General features: G+C 72.6%; 7 protein-coding genes. All 7 read left to right on the top strand.

Going from position 1 to position 15,891, the window contains the following annotated elements:
• Nucleotides 1-10 precede the first annotated feature (10 nt).
• Nucleotides 11-1,762 carry a condensation domain-containing protein gene (locus ABZS66_RS32310; RefSeq protein ID WP_354764316.1) on the top strand — a complete coding sequence of 584 codons (1,752 nt, stop codon included), beginning with the start codon at nt 11-13 and terminating at the stop codon, nt 1,760-1,762.
• On the top strand, nt 1,762-3,678 hold the full coding sequence (locus tag ABZS66_RS32305; protein WP_354764314.1) for an ABC transporter ATP-binding protein: 1,917 nt from the start codon (nt 1,762-1,764) through the stop codon (nt 3,676-3,678). Before ABZS66_RS32310 ends, ABZS66_RS32305 begins: the two co-directional genes overlap by 1 nt.
• A 1-nt stretch (nt 3,679) precedes the next feature.
• Nucleotides 3,680-5,419, top strand: coding sequence for an ABC transporter ATP-binding protein (locus tag ABZS66_RS32300; protein WP_354764312.1), 1,740 nt, complete (start codon nt 3,680-3,682; stop codon nt 5,417-5,419).
• Between the two features lie 75 nt (nt 5,420-5,494).
• Nucleotides 5,495-11,566, top strand: a complete 6,072-nt coding sequence (locus ABZS66_RS32295; RefSeq protein ID WP_354764310.1) for an amino acid adenylation domain-containing protein — start codon at nt 5,495-5,497, stop codon at nt 11,564-11,566.
• 10 nt (nt 11,567-11,576) lie between these two features.
• The gene (locus tag ABZS66_RS32290) at nt 11,577-12,338 is read left to right on the top strand and encodes an alpha/beta fold hydrolase (protein WP_354764308.1); all 762 of its coding nucleotides are present in this window, start codon (nt 11,577-11,579) and stop codon (nt 12,336-12,338) included.
• Entirely contained in the window at nt 12,335-13,669 is a 1,335-nt protein-coding gene (locus tag ABZS66_RS32285; protein ID WP_354764306.1) for a polyketide synthase, read from the top strand. Before ABZS66_RS32290 ends, ABZS66_RS32285 begins: the two co-directional genes overlap by 4 nt.
• On the top strand, nt 13,666-15,891 hold a 2,226-nt coding region (locus ABZS66_RS32280; RefSeq protein WP_354764304.1), incomplete at its 3' end, for an acyltransferase domain-containing protein. The genes ABZS66_RS32285 and ABZS66_RS32280, both read left to right, overlap by 4 nt.

The following is a 15,891-nucleotide window of genomic DNA, read 5'->3' as shown; positions in this document are numbered from 1 at the left end:
AAAGGGAGTCATGACCGAGTCCAACATCAAGCTTCTGACCGAGCGACTCGCGAACAACCGGGATCCGGCACCCCTCGCGCAGGGCGCCGACCGCGTTCCGCTCTCGCTGACCCAGCAGGCCTTGATCCGGCAGCAGCGGTCCGGCCTGGTCAGCCGCAACCTGCACGCGGCCTGGATGATCTCGCCCCCGCCTGACCCCGGGCGCCTCGAGGCGGCCGCGCAGCTGCTGCTGCGGCGCCACGAGATCCTGCGCACGATCTACCCGGCCGACCGCCGCCTGCCGTACCAGCGAGTGCTCGACACACCGGCGCAGGTCGTTGAGCACGTCAAGGTCGACACCGCCGACGACACCGTCGACGACGCGGCGGTGCGACGCGCGGTCGACGGCCATGCCGCGACCGCCATCGACCCCTCGGCGCAGCTGCCGATCCGGTTCGCGGCGTTCGGCACTGGGGACTGGGTGGTGCTGTCGGTGACGGTGCATCAACTCGCCGCCGACGACGCGGCACTGGCGCAGATCGTCCACGAACTGGCGCGCGGCTACGCGGCCGCGCACGACGGTGCGCCGCCTGCGCAGTACCGCGACTTCTCCGCCGCGCAGCTGCGCGCGGCCACCGCCACGCCAGCGACCGACTCCGACCTCGGCTACTGGGCCGAGCACCTGGCCGCGATGCCGGACCGGGTCGTTCCGGTGTCCAATGCACGGACCATCACCGCGGACGAGATCACCCTCCGCGTCCACGTGGACGCCGCCGGGCCGGACGCGGCGCTGCTCGCGCTCATCGCCGGCGCGATCCACCGAGAGTGGGGCGCCGTGGACATCGCGATCGGTGTGCTCGACGCCGACCGTCCCACCGGCGCCGAGACGGTCGTCGGCCACTTCGCGAACCGCCTCGTCTGCCGGGTCCGCATCGACCCGGACCGCAGCCCGGCCGAGCTGGCCGGTGCGATCGCGTCAGCCGCCGAGCGGGCACTGGCCCACCGGGGCACCCGAATCGAGCGCATTGCGGCGCTGGCCGGCAGCGCGCCGCTGCCACCCTTCCAGGTGTCCTACTCCAGGTTCCGTTCCGCGCCGCCCCGGCTCGTCCTCGACGGGCACCAGGTGCAGGCCTGGGCCCACCGTACTGCCGTACCGCCCGGGGCCGACCTGGCCTTCGCGGTGTGGCCGGAGGCCACGGGGTGCTCGATCGAGGTGACCGCGACCCCGCAGTTGGCCGCGGCCAACGACATCGATGGGTTCGCCGCGCGCCTCGCCGCGCTCGCGCCGCAATGGGCCGCCGACCCGCGCCGCGCGTTGGGTGAGCAGCGCCGGCCCGGCGCCGGCGATGCAGGTGCCCCGGACCATGCGTTGCCGCCAGAGCCGGAGCTGGCGCGGCTGACGGGACTTGGCGGCCCGCCGCGGGGCGCGAGCGAGCAGGCGCTCGCGATGGCGATCCGGGCCGTCCTCAAGCTCGACGACGATGCCGAGGTCGGCCGCGAGGACACCTTCTTCGCCTTGGGCGGGGACAGCCTGGCAGCGCTGCGACTGGTCGCGCGGCTGCAGGCGGACGGCCGGCCGATCGAGGTGCAGACCGTGTTCCTGCATCCGGTGCTACACGAACTCGCGGCGCAGATCGATCAGGCCGGCGTCGAGGCCGCGCAGACCGCTCCGGATTCGCCGTCCCCGGCCGAACCCATGTCGGCCTCCGGCCTCGACGCGTCCGTCCTGGCAGCATTGCAGGCTCGGCTGGGCGCGCCCGGCCGACAGATGGGAGACCGGTGATGGCGCCGAACACCGACCACGCTGGGGCCGAGGCGCGAGCGTCCGCCAGCGGATGGGCGCTGTCGCCGCCCTCGGCGACCCCGCCGCCGGACCGGGTGGCCCTCAAGCAGCAGGCCCGGCGGGACAAGGCGGCGGCCGCGCAGCTGCTTGCGCCGGTCGACCGCTCGATCTCGCTGGCCGGACTGCTCGTCGCCGCGGCCGCGGTCTGCGCGGTCGTGCCGTTCATCCTGATCGTCGAGGCGGCCCGGCGGCTCCTGCGGGACCCCGTGGACACCGGCACGGTGACCCGCCTGGTGGTCGCGGCGTTCATCGTTCTGGCGCTGCGCGGGGTGCTGCAGGTGATCGGGCTGATCTGGACGCACCAGATCGATGCGGGCTTCCAGCTCGCGCTGCGTCGGCAGCTGGCCGCCAAGCTGTCCCGGGTCCCCCTGGGCTGGTTCAACGAGCGCAGCTCCGTGCAGGTCAAGCGGCTGCTGGCCGACGACGTCGAGGCGCTGCACTACCTCGTCGCCCACGCGCGTCTGGAGAACGTCAACGCGACGGTCATTCCCCTGGTCACCGTCGGCTACCTGGTCTTCGTCGACTGGAGGCTGACGCTGGTGCTCCTGGTCCCAGTGATCGCCTACCTGTTCGCACTGAACACCATGATGAGCCCGGCCCACAACGCCCGGCTGGGCCTGTTCAATCGCGGCGAACAGGCCGTGGAGAGCATGACGGTCGAGTTCGTCGACGGTATCGCGGTGGTCCGGGCGTTCGGCCAGACCCGCCGGGCGCACAAGGGCTTCCGCGACGCCGTCGACCGGTACGCCGACGCGCTCAACGCCTGGAAGCTACCGATGACCCGCATCCAGTCCTCGGCCGACGTCCTGCTCACGCCGGTGTTCCTGACTTTCGTGGTCACCGCGGCCTCGCTCGGGATGGCAGCGGCCGGCTGGGTCGAGCCGATCGACCTTGTGCCGTTCCTGCTCGTCGGCGTCGGGCTCGGCGCCAGCCTGCTCGGGCTGGCCTACGGCGCCCAGGCGCTGCGGGCCGGGGCAGCCGCGGCGACCCGCCTGCGCGAGCTGCAGGCACTGCCCGAGCTCGCGACGCCGGCACCGACACCTGGCGATCCGGGCGGCGAGGACAGCCGCGACGCGACGCCGCACGGTCCCGGCAGGGTCGAGTTCCGGGCCGTCGGCTTCGGCTACCGCAAGGACCAGCCGGTGCTGCGCGAGGTGAGCGCCGAGCTCGCCCCCGGCACCGTGACCGCCCTCGTCGGCCCGAGCGGCTCAGGCAAGTCGACGATGGCCCGCCTGCTCGCCCGGTTCTACGACGTGACCGACGGCGCGATACTCATCGACGGGCGCGACGTGCGGGAGCTGTCGCTGGAGGAGCTCTACCGCATCGTCGGCTTCGTCCTGCAGGAGGTGCACCTCATCCGCGGCACGGTGGCCGACAACCTGCGGCTAGCCCGACCGTCGGCCACAGCGGAGGAACTGGAGGCCGCGGCCCGTACCGCGCAGATCCACGACCGTATCGTGGCCCTTGCGCGGGGCTACGACTCGGAGATCGGAGTGGACGCCATCCTCTCCGGGGGCGAGGCGCAGCGGCTGTCGATCGCTCGCACACTGCTGGCCGACAGCCGGGTGCTGGTGCTCGACGAGGCCACCGCCTACGCCGACCCGGAGGCCGAGGCCGCCGTCCAGGACGCCCTCGCCTCGCTGATCGCCGACCGCACGGTGCTGGTGATCGCCCACCGGCTGCACACCATCACCGAGGTCGACCAGATCCTGGTCCTGTCCGACGGGCGGATCGCCGAACGCGGTGACCATCCGACGCTGCGCCGGTCCGGCGGACTGTACCAGCGATTGTGGCAGACGAACGAGGAGGCGATGGCGATTCTCGCGGAGCCCGGCACGCACGAGGAGTTGGTCTGAGATGATCCGCAAGGCCCTGGCTCTGGTGCCGGCCGACGCCCGCCGTCCGCTGCCGGCGTTCCTGACCTCAATCGGCGTCAACAGCATCGCGCAGGCCGCCGCCTACGTCGTGTTGGTCCCGCTGTTGGATGAGTTCCTCGCGCGTGACTGGAGTACCGCCGCGATCTGGCTCGCGGTGCTTGCGGGTGCGGTCGCGGTCGCCGCGGTCGCGTCCTACCAACAGTCCATGCTCGGCCTGCGGATCGGGGTCGGTATGCTGCGCGGGGTCTCCAACCGCCTCGGCGACCACCTGAGCACGCTGCCGCTGGGCTGGTTCACCGCCCGCGACTCCGCCGGCATCGCCCGGGTCGTCGTGGGCGAGGTACGCGAGGTGCTCGGCATCTTCGCCCGCCTGCTGGCCATTCTGGTCGCCAGCATCGCGGTCCCTCTGGGCATCGCGGTCGGGATGCTGTTCGTCGACTGGCACCTCGGCGCAGCCATGCTCGTAGGCTTGCCGGTGATGGCCCTGGTCAACGCCGTCGCGGGCCGCTCCTACCGCAGTGTGGACGACCGGATGCACGCCGCCGCGGCCGAGGCCAACGGGCGGGTGCTGGAGTTCGCCGTGGCCCAGCCGGCGCTGCGCGCGTTCGGTGCGGTCGGCAGCGGCACCCGCGGACTGGAGCTGGCGCTGGCCAAGCAGCAGCGCGCCGCGAAGGCGCTGACGGCGGCGTCCGTGCCGAGCCTGGCGGCGTTCACGCTGGTCGTGCAGCTGGTCTTCCTCGCCCTGGTCTTCCTGGCGATCTCCTGGGCCACTGGGGGCGGGGTCTCCGCCGGATCGGCGATCGCGCTCATCGTGGTGATCGCGCGGTTCATCGAGCCGCTGACCCTGCTTGCCCAGGTCGGCCCGGCCACCCGCGCCGCCTCCGCCGCGGTGGACCGCGTGCACGAGCTGCTGGGGGCCGAAGAGGTCCGCGACCCGGACGTCGACACCCCGCCAGCGGACAACTCGATCACCTTCGACAGCGTCGGGTTCGGATATGTTCCGGGTACTCGGGTGGCCAGCGACCAGTCGTTCGTCGTGCCAGCCGGGACGACGACCGCCATCGTGGGGCCTAGCGGCTCGGGCAAGACGACGATCCTCCGCCTGGCCGCCCGGTTCTACGACGTCGACGCTGGCGTCATCCGCATCGGCGGCCAGAACGTGCGGGAGATGTCGATGGAGCGTCTCATGGCGCAGATCTCGCCGGTGTTCCAGGACGTCTACCTGTTCAACCAGACGATCGAGGAGAACGTCCGGATCGGCCGGCCGGACGCCACTGACGACGAGGTCCGCCGGGCCGCGCGGATCGCCGCGGTGGACGAGATCGTCGAGCGTCTCCCCGACGGCTGGGCGACCGTCGTCGGCGAGCGCGGGGCGAACCTGTCGGGCGGCGAACGGCAGCGGATCTCGATCGCCCGGGCGCTGCTCAAGAACGCCCCGATCGTGCTGCTCGACGAGGCCACCAGTGCACTCGACCCGCACAACGAGGCCGTCGTGGTCCGCGGGCTGCGCGAGCTCACCGAGGGCAAGACCGTGGTGGTCGTCGCGCACAAACTGTCCACGGTCGCGCACGCCGACCAGATCCTGGTCGTCGAGGACGGGAGGATCGTCGACCGCGGCACCCACGCCGAGCTCAGCGGGCGCGAGGGGCGCTACGCGCAGTTCTGCCAGCAGCGGGACCAGGCCCGGGGATGGCGGCTGACGGCTAGCGCTCCGGGCTAGAATTAGGTTAGCCTATCCTTACTAGCGCGAGCCGGTTGGTCCACATCGGACAGACGTCAGGGGGGAGACGCGTACATGCGGTCGTTCGACGCGGTGGAAGCGGCGATACGGGCCCGGCTCGTCGCAGAGGGCATGGTCACGCCCGACGACGGCGTGCCCCGGCGAGCGGACGTGGAGCGAGCGCCGCTGTCGTCCTCGCAGCGCGGCATCTGGACCTACCAGCAGCTCGCCCCAGACAGCGTCGTGTACAATCTCTGCCTCGCCCTCACCTTCGACGGACCGGTCGACGACAGTGCACTGCAGGCGGCCTTCAAGGCCGTCGGACGCCGGCACGAGGTGCTGCGCACCACCTACCACGTCGACGAGTCCGGCGAACCGTACCAGCGCATCCATCGCGAGCTGCCGATCCGGTGCCGGCGGGTCGACCTACGCGACCAGCCCGAGGCCGAGCGGCGCCTGCGGGAGCTGGTCGAGGACGTGGTGGCCGAGCCCTTCGACCTCAGCGCCGAGTCGTCGATGCGCACGACCCTGGTCCGGCTGAACAGCGAGCGGCTGGTCGCCGTCGTGCTGATGCAGCACATCGCGTGGGACGGCATGACGCTAGCGGCGCTCTCGCGCGACCTCGAGCGCTTCTACCCGCAGGCCCTCGAAGGCCGGATCACGGTCCCGCCGCTCGACCGGCAGGTGGCCGACTTCGCCGAGTGGGAGCAGCGCCGCTTCGCCGGCGGCGACCACACCACCGACATGGCCTTCTGGGAGCAGACCTTCGCTGCCGAACTCGACGCGTTACAGCTGCCGTTCGACCGCCGCCCGGCCGACGCGGGCACGCGCGGCGCCCGCGTCGACCGCACCCTGTCGGCCGGGGCCGACGCCGCCCTGCGGGCCCTGAGCCGGCGGCTGCGCCGCACACCCTTCGAGGTGTTCCTGGCCGCGTACTACGTCTCACTGCGCCAGCTCACCGGGCAGCACGACATCGTCGTCGGCACCACCGTCGCCAACCGCGAGGAGGCCGGCCAGGAACTGCTCATCGGCAACCTGAGCAACACCCTCGCACTGCGCCTGGCCGCCACCGACGGCGACACGTTCGCCGACCTCGTCGCCCACGTGCACGACGTCAACACCGAGACCTTCCGGCACAAGACCTTCCCGTACGAGCACGCGGTGCGGGCAGCCAGACGGGTGAACCCGGACCTCGGCGCCGGCCTGTTCGACTCGCTGGTGCTGTTCCTCGACCGGAAGATCGACGGCCCGCAGCTGCCCGGCTGCCGTACCACCTGGGAGCTGATCGACAACGGCGCCGCACTCCTCCCGCTGGCAGTCGAGGTGTTCCTGCTCGACGACCGCACCGACGTCCAGGTCACCTACCAGACCGCCCTCTTCGACGCCACGACGGTCGACCGGCTCCACGAGTACCTCGACCGGACCCTGGTGGCGGCCGACGCCGACGTCACGATCGGCGACCTGGCCATGCTGTCGAACGGCGACCGGACGCGGCTGAACGGCTGGAGCCGCGGGCCGGACATGGAGATCGCGCCGCTGACCATCGACGCGATGACCAGGGAGACCGCCGCCCACCATCCCGCCCGCACCGCGGTGGTGTTCGAGGACGTCGAGCTCACCTACGCCGAGTTCGACCGCAGAGTGAACCAGTGCGCCCGGCTGTTGATCGCCCGAGGTGTCCGGCCCGGCGACGCGGTGGCCGTGCACGCCGACCGCAGCGAGTGGCTGCCGGTGATGGTGATCGGCCTGCTGCGGGCCGGGGGCGTGTATGTGCCGATCGACCCCGACCTGCCAGCCGACCGGGTGGAATACATCATCCGCGACGCCCGACCGGTGATCGTGCTGCGGAGCCTCACTCCGGAGCGGTCGTTCGGTTCGCCCACGGTACCCATGCTGGACCTCACCGATCCCGCGGTGCACACCGCGTTGGCCGCGCACCGCGGCGACCCGGTCCAGCCGGGCGAGCTTGAGCGCCCCATCCGGCCGCAGGACCCCGCCTACGTGATCTACACCTCCGGCACCACCGGCCTGCCCAAGGGCGTCGTGGTCAACCACCTCGCGGTGGCCAACAAGGTGCAGTGGATGCGCAACCACTTCGGCATGATCGAGGACGAGCGCGTCCTGCAGAAGACGCCGATCGGCTTCGACGTGTCGGTGGGCGAGATCGTCGCTGCCCTCACACTGGGCGCCGCCCTGGTACTCGGCCGCCCCGGCTGGTGGTGGATGGACGCGCAGGCGTTGACCGAGTGCATCGAGCGGTACCGCATCACCGTCCTGTCGTTCGTCCCGACCATGCTCCGGGCGTTTCTCGACGCCGGACCCGGCGAGGATCGCCTGCGCTCCGTGCGCTTCCTGTTCACCGGCGGCGAGGCGGTCACGCCCTGGCTAGCAGAGGAGGCGGGCCGGGCGTTCGGCTGCCCCGTCGTGGGCCTCTACGGCCCCACCGAGGCGACCATGGACATCACCTTCGAAGACTTCAGCGCGGTCACCGGCCGGTCCGAGTACCGCAGCGCGCTGATCGGCGTCCCGGAGTCGAACTCGAGCGTGTGGGTGCTCGACGAGCGCCTGCGGCAGCTGCCGCCGGGCGTGGTCGGCGAGCTCTACCTCGGCGGCCCGCAGCTGGCCGTCGGGTACCACGACCGCGCCGGCCTGACTGCGGCGGCATTCGTCGCCAGCCCGTTCGGCGCCCACCCGGGCGAGCGGATGTACCGCACCGGCGACCTGGTGCGCTGGAACGCCCGCGGCCGCCTCGAGTTCATCGGCCGGGCCGACGACCAGGTCAAGATCAGCGGACACCGGATCGAGCTCGGCGAGATCGACACCGTGCTGCGCCAGGTCCCCGGCATCACGTCCGCCGCCTCCGTCGCGATCAGGCGGGACGGCCGCTCGATGCTGGCCGCCTACTACGTCGCCGACCCCGCCACGGCTGGCGCCGGCGACGAACCCGCCGAGCGGATCCGGGCGTACCTCGGCCAGCGGCTGCCGCCGTACATGGTGCCGTCGTTCCTGACCCGCCTGGCCACCCTGCCGCTGACCCCGAACGGTAAGCTCGACCAGAAGGCCCTCCCGGCCCCGGACGCCGACACCTCGGGAGCGGGCCGGGCCCTGCGCGGGGACCGGGAGCACCTCGTCGCCGAAGTCGTCCGGGCCGGGCTCGAGCTCTCCGCCGACACCGAACTGGCCGCCGACGACGACTTCCTGCGGCTGGGCGGCGACTCGATCAGCGCCATCCGGATGGCCGCCGCCCTCAAGCAGCGCGGCCTGCACATCACCACCAAGGCGCTCTTCGAGGCCCGGACGATCGCCCGGATCGCCGCCGCCACCGAGGAGGTCGCGGTCAGCCACGCTCCGGAGCTGGCCCGGATCGACGACGAATCCGGCCCGGTACCGATGCTACCGGCGGCCGCGATGCTGCTCGACAAGGTCACCGACTACGCCGGATACGGCCAGGCCACCACGCTCGTCACGCCCGCCGGCGCCACCGCCGAGGACATCACCGCAGTCCTCCGGCTGCTGGTGGACCGCCATCCAGTGCTGCGCGCAACGGTCGGGCGAGGTGCGGGCGGCGAGCCCGCGCTCGTCATCCCGGCCTCGGCAACGGACAACGCCGTGTCGCTGGTCGAGCGGATCGTCGACGCCGAACGGTGGCCGCAGCTCGCGTCGGTGCTGACCGAGGAGCTCGGCCACGCGGGCCGGCGCCTGGACCCGGCGGCCGGGCCGATGGTCGCCGCCGCCTTCGTGCACCGTGGGGACGCACGGCCGGGCCGCCTGCTGATGGTCATCCACCACCTCGTGGTCGACGGCGTGTCCTGGCGGGTCCTGCACGAGGACCTCGCGGGCCTGTGGGCTGGCACACTCACCCGGAGACCCGGCGCCACCCCGGTCAAGGCCTGGGCCCTGAGCCTCGCTGAGGCTGCGCGGTCCGAGCGTTTCGTCGCGCAGACCGGCTTCTGGCGCGCCGCCGAGGTCACCGCCGCGCCGCCGCTGGGCGGCCGGGCGCTCGATCCGGCCGTCGACACCGTCGCGACCATCCGCGAGATCACCGTGACGCTGGACACCGACGACACCGAGTTCCTCGGCAGCGTCGTCACCGAGGCGTTCGGGTGCGACCTCACCGACATCCAGGTGGCCGCGCTGGTGCACGCGGTGCGGCAGGTGCGCGGGACCGAAGCCGGGGATCAGGTGTCCGTGACGATCGAGCGGCACGGCCGCGACGAGAGCCTGTTCCGCGACGCCGATCTGACGTCGACGGTCGGCTGGTTCACGTCCACCTATCCGGTGACCTTCGCGGCGCAGGGCGACGCCCCGGTCGTCGACGTGCTCAAGGCGGTCAAGGAGCGGCTGCTGGCCGTCCCGGACGCGGGGATCGGCTGGGGACTGCTGCGCTACCTCAACGCCGAGACGGCCGGGGTCCTCGCCCAGCGGCCGGTGCCCCACATCAGCTTCAACTACCTCGGGCGCTTCGCCGTGCCCGAACCGTCGGCGGAGCGGGAGTGGAGCCCGGCCGCGGAGTTCCCGTACCTGTCTGGGCACGCCGATCCGTCGCTGCCCGCCCCGGCCGTGCTCGACGTCAACACGGCCGCTCTCGCCGACGGCGGGGCGGCCCGGCTCGAGGCCGCGTTCCGGTTCCCCGAGTCGGCGCTGCCCGCCGCCGACGCGCAGGCCATCGCTGACGGCTGGTTGGCGGCGCTGCGGGACCTCGCCGCCGCGGTCCGCGCCCGCCCCGGCCGGTACCTGACTCCGAGCGCCGTACTGGCCGACGCGGTCGGCCAGGCCGACCTCGACCGTTGGCAGCTACGCTACGGCGACGTCGCCGACGTGCACCCGCTCGCCCCGATGCAGGAGGCGATCTACCTCGCGAGCCTGGGCGCTGCGGGCCGGGACATCTACTCCTTCCAGATGGTCATCGGCGTGCGGGGCGAGCTCGACACCAACCGACTGGCCGAATCGGCGCGGCTGGTCATCAACCAGTACCCCAACCTCCGCGCCGCGTTCGTGGTCACGCAGACCGGCACCCCTGTCGCCGTCATCCCGGCGCAGGCTTCGTTCGGGCTCGCCGAGATCGACCTGCGCGAGGGCGGCGGCGACATCACCGACCGGCTGGAGCACCTCCTCAACGACGACCTGGTCGCGCAGTTCGACCTGAGCCGGGGCCCGCTGCTGCGCGGCTCGGTGGTCCACCTGCCCGGCGACGAGCACCTTCTGGTGCTCACCGCCCACCACATCATCTCCGACGGGTGGTCAGGTCAGCTGATCACCCGCGAGGTGTTCCGCGACTACGCCACCCGCACCGGCTTCGTGGGGCCGGCGGAGTCGCCCACCTTCACCGCGTTTCTCGCCGACGTCCACGGCCGGCGGGACGCGGCCGACGCCGCCTGGGAGCGGTACCTGGCCCTGGTCACCGAGCCGACGATCGTCGCCGCCGGCCACGAGAGCAGCGCCACCGAGCCTCCGGTCGACTACGAGTTCGAGCTCGAGGAAGCACTGGTGGCCGCGCTGCGCACAGTCGCGGCCGATGCCGCGACCACTTTCAGCTCGGTCTGCCAGCTTGCCTGGGCCAACGTCCTGCGCGAGCTCACCGGCACCGACCGGCCTGTGTTCGGCGAGGTGGTTGCTGGGCGGCCGACGGACATCGCCGATATCGAGACCGCGGTCGGCTCCTACGCCAACACGGTGCCGCGGGTGGTTGAGCTCGACCCGGCGCAGTCCTGGCGCTCGCTGCTGGAGCTGCTGCGCGTGCGCCGCACGGAGCTGATGGAGTTCGAGCAGTACCCGATCACCGCCGCCCACCGGGTGGCCGGCGTGCGGCGGCTGTTCGACACCATGGTCTCGTTCCAGTCGTACCCATCCGGCCGGGCCGAACTGGAGACCTTCCTGGCCCGGCGCGGCCTCGAGCTGCTCACCTTCACCGGCCGGGGCGCGTCCGAGCATGCGCTGCGCTTGAGCGTCTTCCCCGACGAACGGGTGCTGATCGTGCTGTCCTACGCGCCGGCGTCGTTCGACGACCACGAAGTGAAGATCATCCAGGCGGCGTTCGTCGAGACGCTGCGCGCCATCGGCACGTCGCCCGACGCCCGGCTCGGCGACACATCCGTGCTCGACGACAACGACCAGGGCCAGCTCGCGATGCGCCGGCTGTGGCAGTGAGGAGCATGTAGTGACGCGATCCCTTGGCTGGCTCCGCCAGTTCGACGCGCCCGGCCGACCGGACGCGGCGCCGCTGGTGATCTGCCCCCACGCCGGGACAGGCGCGGCCTCCTACCGCGCGTTCTCGAAGGCGTTCTCGGCCTATTTCAGCGTGTACCTGCTGCAGTACCCGGGGCGCCAGGACCGGCTGGCCGAGCCGGCTGCCACCTCGATCGCCGAGCTCGGCGGGGCGTCGCTGGCGGAGTTCGCCACCTCGCCGTATCACCGCGGCCGGCCGGTGACGCTGTTCGGCCACAGCATGGGCGGGATCGTCGCCTTCGAGTTCGCGCGGGCGGCCGAGGCGGCCGGGGTTCCGGTGGCTACCCTCGCCGTCTCGGCCGTGGTGGCGCCCAGCCAGATCGCCGACCTGCCGCCGCACCCGAGCGAGGACGAGGAGATCCTCAGCCGGCTCACCGCGCTGCAGGGCACCAGCGCCGAGATCCTGGCGAGTCGGGAGATCCTGCGGATGGCCCTGCCGGTGCTGAAGGCCGACTACGCCGCGATCGACGCGTACACCTGCGAGCCGGACGTCACGGTGTCCGCGCCGGTTGTCGCCCTCGACGGCGACCGCGACCCGATCGTGTCGCTCGCCGACCTCTACGGCTGGGGGCGGCACACCACTGCCGGCGTCTCGGTATCGCTGTTCAGCGGCGGGCACTTCTACCTCAACGACAACGTCGAGGGCATCGCCGAGACGCTCGGCGCCACCGCGGGCGCAGAGGCCAGCCGATGAGCGGCACCGCGCCGATCGGCGACGACGACGTCGTGGTGGTGGGGATGGCGGTGGAGGCCCCCGGCGGGGTCAGCACCCCCGAGCAGTTCTGGCAGGTGCTGGCCGACGGCCGCGAGACCATCGGGCCGATGCCCACCGACCGGGGCTGGGACCTGGAGCTGCTGGCTTCGCTCGGCGACCGCGAGGGGTGGAGCGCCGTTCCGGACGCGGGTGGCTTCCTCGACGGCGCCGCCGACTTCGATCCCGGCTTCTTCGGTATCTCACCGCGGGAGGCCGTGGCCATGGACCCCCAGCAGCGGGTCGGGCTGCGGGTGGCGTGGCGGGCGCTGGAGAACGCCGGCATCAACCCGGAGACGGCGGCTGGCACGGACATGGGCTGCTTCATGGGTGCGATGATCAACGACTACGGCCCGTCCATGGCCTCGATCAACGACCACAACGGCTATCTGCTCGGCGGGACCTCACTGAGCGCCATCGCCGGGCGTATCTCGCACAACCTGGGCGCGATGGGGCCCTCGCTGACCGTCGACACCGGCTGCGCCGCCTCGCTGTCCGCGGTGCACGTGGCCTGCAACGCGATCCGGCTCGGCGAGTGCGAGACGGCCCTGGCCGGCGGCGTCACCGTCATGGGGTCGGAGTTGATGTTCGTTGAGTTCGCCAAGAACGGCGCGCTGTCCGCCGACGGGCACTGCCGGCCCTACTGCGAGTCGGGCGGCGGCACGGTGTGGGCCGAGGGTGCCGGAGTCCTGGTGCTTGAGACGGCGGCCCACGCCCGCCGGTCGGGCCACCGGATCCTCGGCCGCATCCTCGCCTCGACGAACAACCACAACGGTGCCGGTGCGCCGATGACCGTGCCGGGACAGACGGGCCAGCAGCGGCTTATCGACAAGACGGTCGCCGCTGCCGGCATCGATCCGAGCACGGTCGGGCTCATCGAGGGGCACGGCACCGGCACCGCGGTCGGCGACCCGATCGAGCTCGCCGCGCTGAGTGCCACCTACGGCGCGGCCGCGGCCGCGGCCGGGCGCCGGATCCGGCTGGGCTCGGCGAAGTCGAACCTCGGCCACACCCAGGCCGCGGCCGGCGTGATCGGACTGATCAAGCTGCTGCTGTGCGGCCGGTTCGGACGGTACGCGCCGACCCTGTGGGCGGAGACGCCGGCGACGTGGATGGACTGGGACGCCTCGGGCCTTGAACTGTCGGCGAAGTGCGAGCCGTGGGATGCTCTCGACGGCCAGCGGGTCGGGGCCGTGTCAGCGTTCGGCATCGGCGGCAGCAACACCCATCTCATCGTCACGATGCCGGCCGGCGCCGAGGACGACGCCCGATGACCCCTGTCGCGTCGCCGCGCCACCTGTTACCGGACGGTCGCATGGGCGTCCTGCTCAGCGGCGACAGCCCGGCCCAGTTGCGGGCCGAAGCCGCCGCGGTGGCGGCCTACCTGCGCGAGCACCCCCGAGTGACCCCGGCCGAGGTCGCGGACATGCTGGCCCGCTCCCGGCGGGTCCGCCGCCACCGTGCGCTCGCCGCGGTCTCCGGACCCGCCGACCTGGTCTCGGCGCTCGATGCGGTCGCCGCCAACGAGCCCGACGACCGGGCGACGGTCGGCGAGCGGCCCGCGCGTCCGCGCCGCATCGCGCTGGTGTACCCGGGCCAGGGCAGCCAGCGGCCCGGGATGGGCCGGTTGTTCTACACATCGTCGTCCGCGTACGCCGAGGTCGTAGACGCCTGCGAGGACATCCTGCGCCGCGAGCACAGCATGTCGGTGCGCGACTACCTGCTCGGCGACCTCCCCGCCGACGCGCCGCAGGCCGGTGACGTGCGGACCGTGCAGCCGGCGCTGCTGGCGCAGATGCTCGGCATCACGGCCATGTGGCGCTCTGTCGGGGTGGTGCCGCACGCCGTCATCGGCCACTCCCAGGGCGAGATCGCCGCCGCCCACGTGAGCGGCGCCATCCCGCTGGCGGACGCGCTGCGGGTCGTGGTGACCCGTGCCCGGCTGCTGGCCGCGTTCGGGACCGACGAGCACCGCGTGGCCCTGCTCGGGATATCGCCGAAGGACTGCACCCGCCTGCTGGCGCGCTCGGACGGCCGGGCCGAGCTCTCCGTCGTCAACGCGCCGGAGGCCGTCTGCGTCTCCGGCGACGCCGGCCCGGTCGCCGAACTCGTCGACACCGTCCGGGCCTCCGGCCGCTTCGCCCGGGAGATCGGGCTCAGCTTCCCCGCGCACACTTCCCGGATGTGGGCCCTGAAGGACGACCTCATCACCGACCTGCATCACCACCTCGAGTACCCGACCTTTCGGCCCCCGGCCATCGAATGTTTCAGCTCGGCCCTGGGCGGCGAGCGCATTACCGGCGGGCTCGACGCCGGCCGCTATTGGTTTCTGAACCTGCGTAACGTGGTCCGGTTCGACGAGGCGGTCGAGGCTGCGCTCGCCGCGGGGAGCACGGTATTCGTCGAGGCTGCCGAGCACCCGACCCTCCAGAGCGCCGTAGAGGCCACCGTGGGCGCCGCCGGATTGCCCGAACGGCCCCTGGTCGTGGGCACCTCACGGCGGGACGCCCAGGACCTGTCCGAATTCACTCGGGCCCTCGGTGCCGTGGCCGTCGACGACGAGCTTTTCGATTGGTCGGTACTGCGTGGGGCCGCCGACGCCGCCCGGACGCTGCCGCTCCCAGGGTTCCCCAACACGGTGCTGACCGAACGTCCGATGTGGGCGGTCAAGCAGCCGGCGGCGCGGCCCGCAATCACCCCGTCCCAGGTCGCGGACGGGCGGCCTCCCCGCCGATGGGTCGAGGCCTGGACCCCGTTGCGGCGCCGGGCGTTGATCCGGCCCACCCGGGTGGTAGTCCTGGACCCGACCGGGAACTGCGCCGAACCGGCCGCAGCCATCGCCGCCCAGGCCGCCCGGCACGGGGCGGTCGGCTGCCGGTGGGAGCCGGGGCTGCCGCTGCACCGCGACGATGTCGCGGTCGTGCTGCTGCCGCCGGAGCCGGTGATGGACGGCCGGGCGGCGTCGGCGCGGCTCGGTGCCTACCTGTCCGGATCGGTGGAGTGGCTGCCCCTGGTGGACGCGGCGGGCGCCTGCTGGGTGGTGACCGTCAACGGCGAGGCGGTGGGCGAGGGCGAGGTGCCCCAGCTGTGGCACGCCGCAGCCGGCGTCGCTAGCCGCTGCCTGGTCGCGCAATGCCCGAGCACCCGGTTCGGCCATCTCGACATCGATGCCGCCGTCCTGGAGTCGCCGACGGGGGCGGGGGAGATCCTGGCCGCGGTACACACGGCGGGGGAGTCCGAGCTGGCGCTGCGTGATGGCGTACTGCACGCGAAGCGGCTTGAGCGGGCCGATCGGGACACCGAGCCCGGCGACCTGACCGAGGTGGTCATTGTCGGTGGTACCGGTCGCGTCGGCCTCGAGTTCGCTCAGGACCTCGCCCGGCGTGGAGCTGGGCGGATCACCTTGCTCAACCGCTCCGGCGAACGTCGCGACCTCGCCGGCGAAGTGCTCGTCGAGGTGGCCGAGGATGACCCGGTCGGGCGGCATCCCCTCGGC

Origin of the sequence: Dactylosporangium sp. NPDC005572 (assembly GCF_040605515.1) — a bacterium.
Lineage (GTDB): Bacteria > Actinomycetota > Actinomycetes > Mycobacteriales > Micromonosporaceae > Dactylosporangium.
Note: the sequence above shows the minus strand (reverse complement) of the source record. Positions and strands in the feature narration are given on the sequence as shown.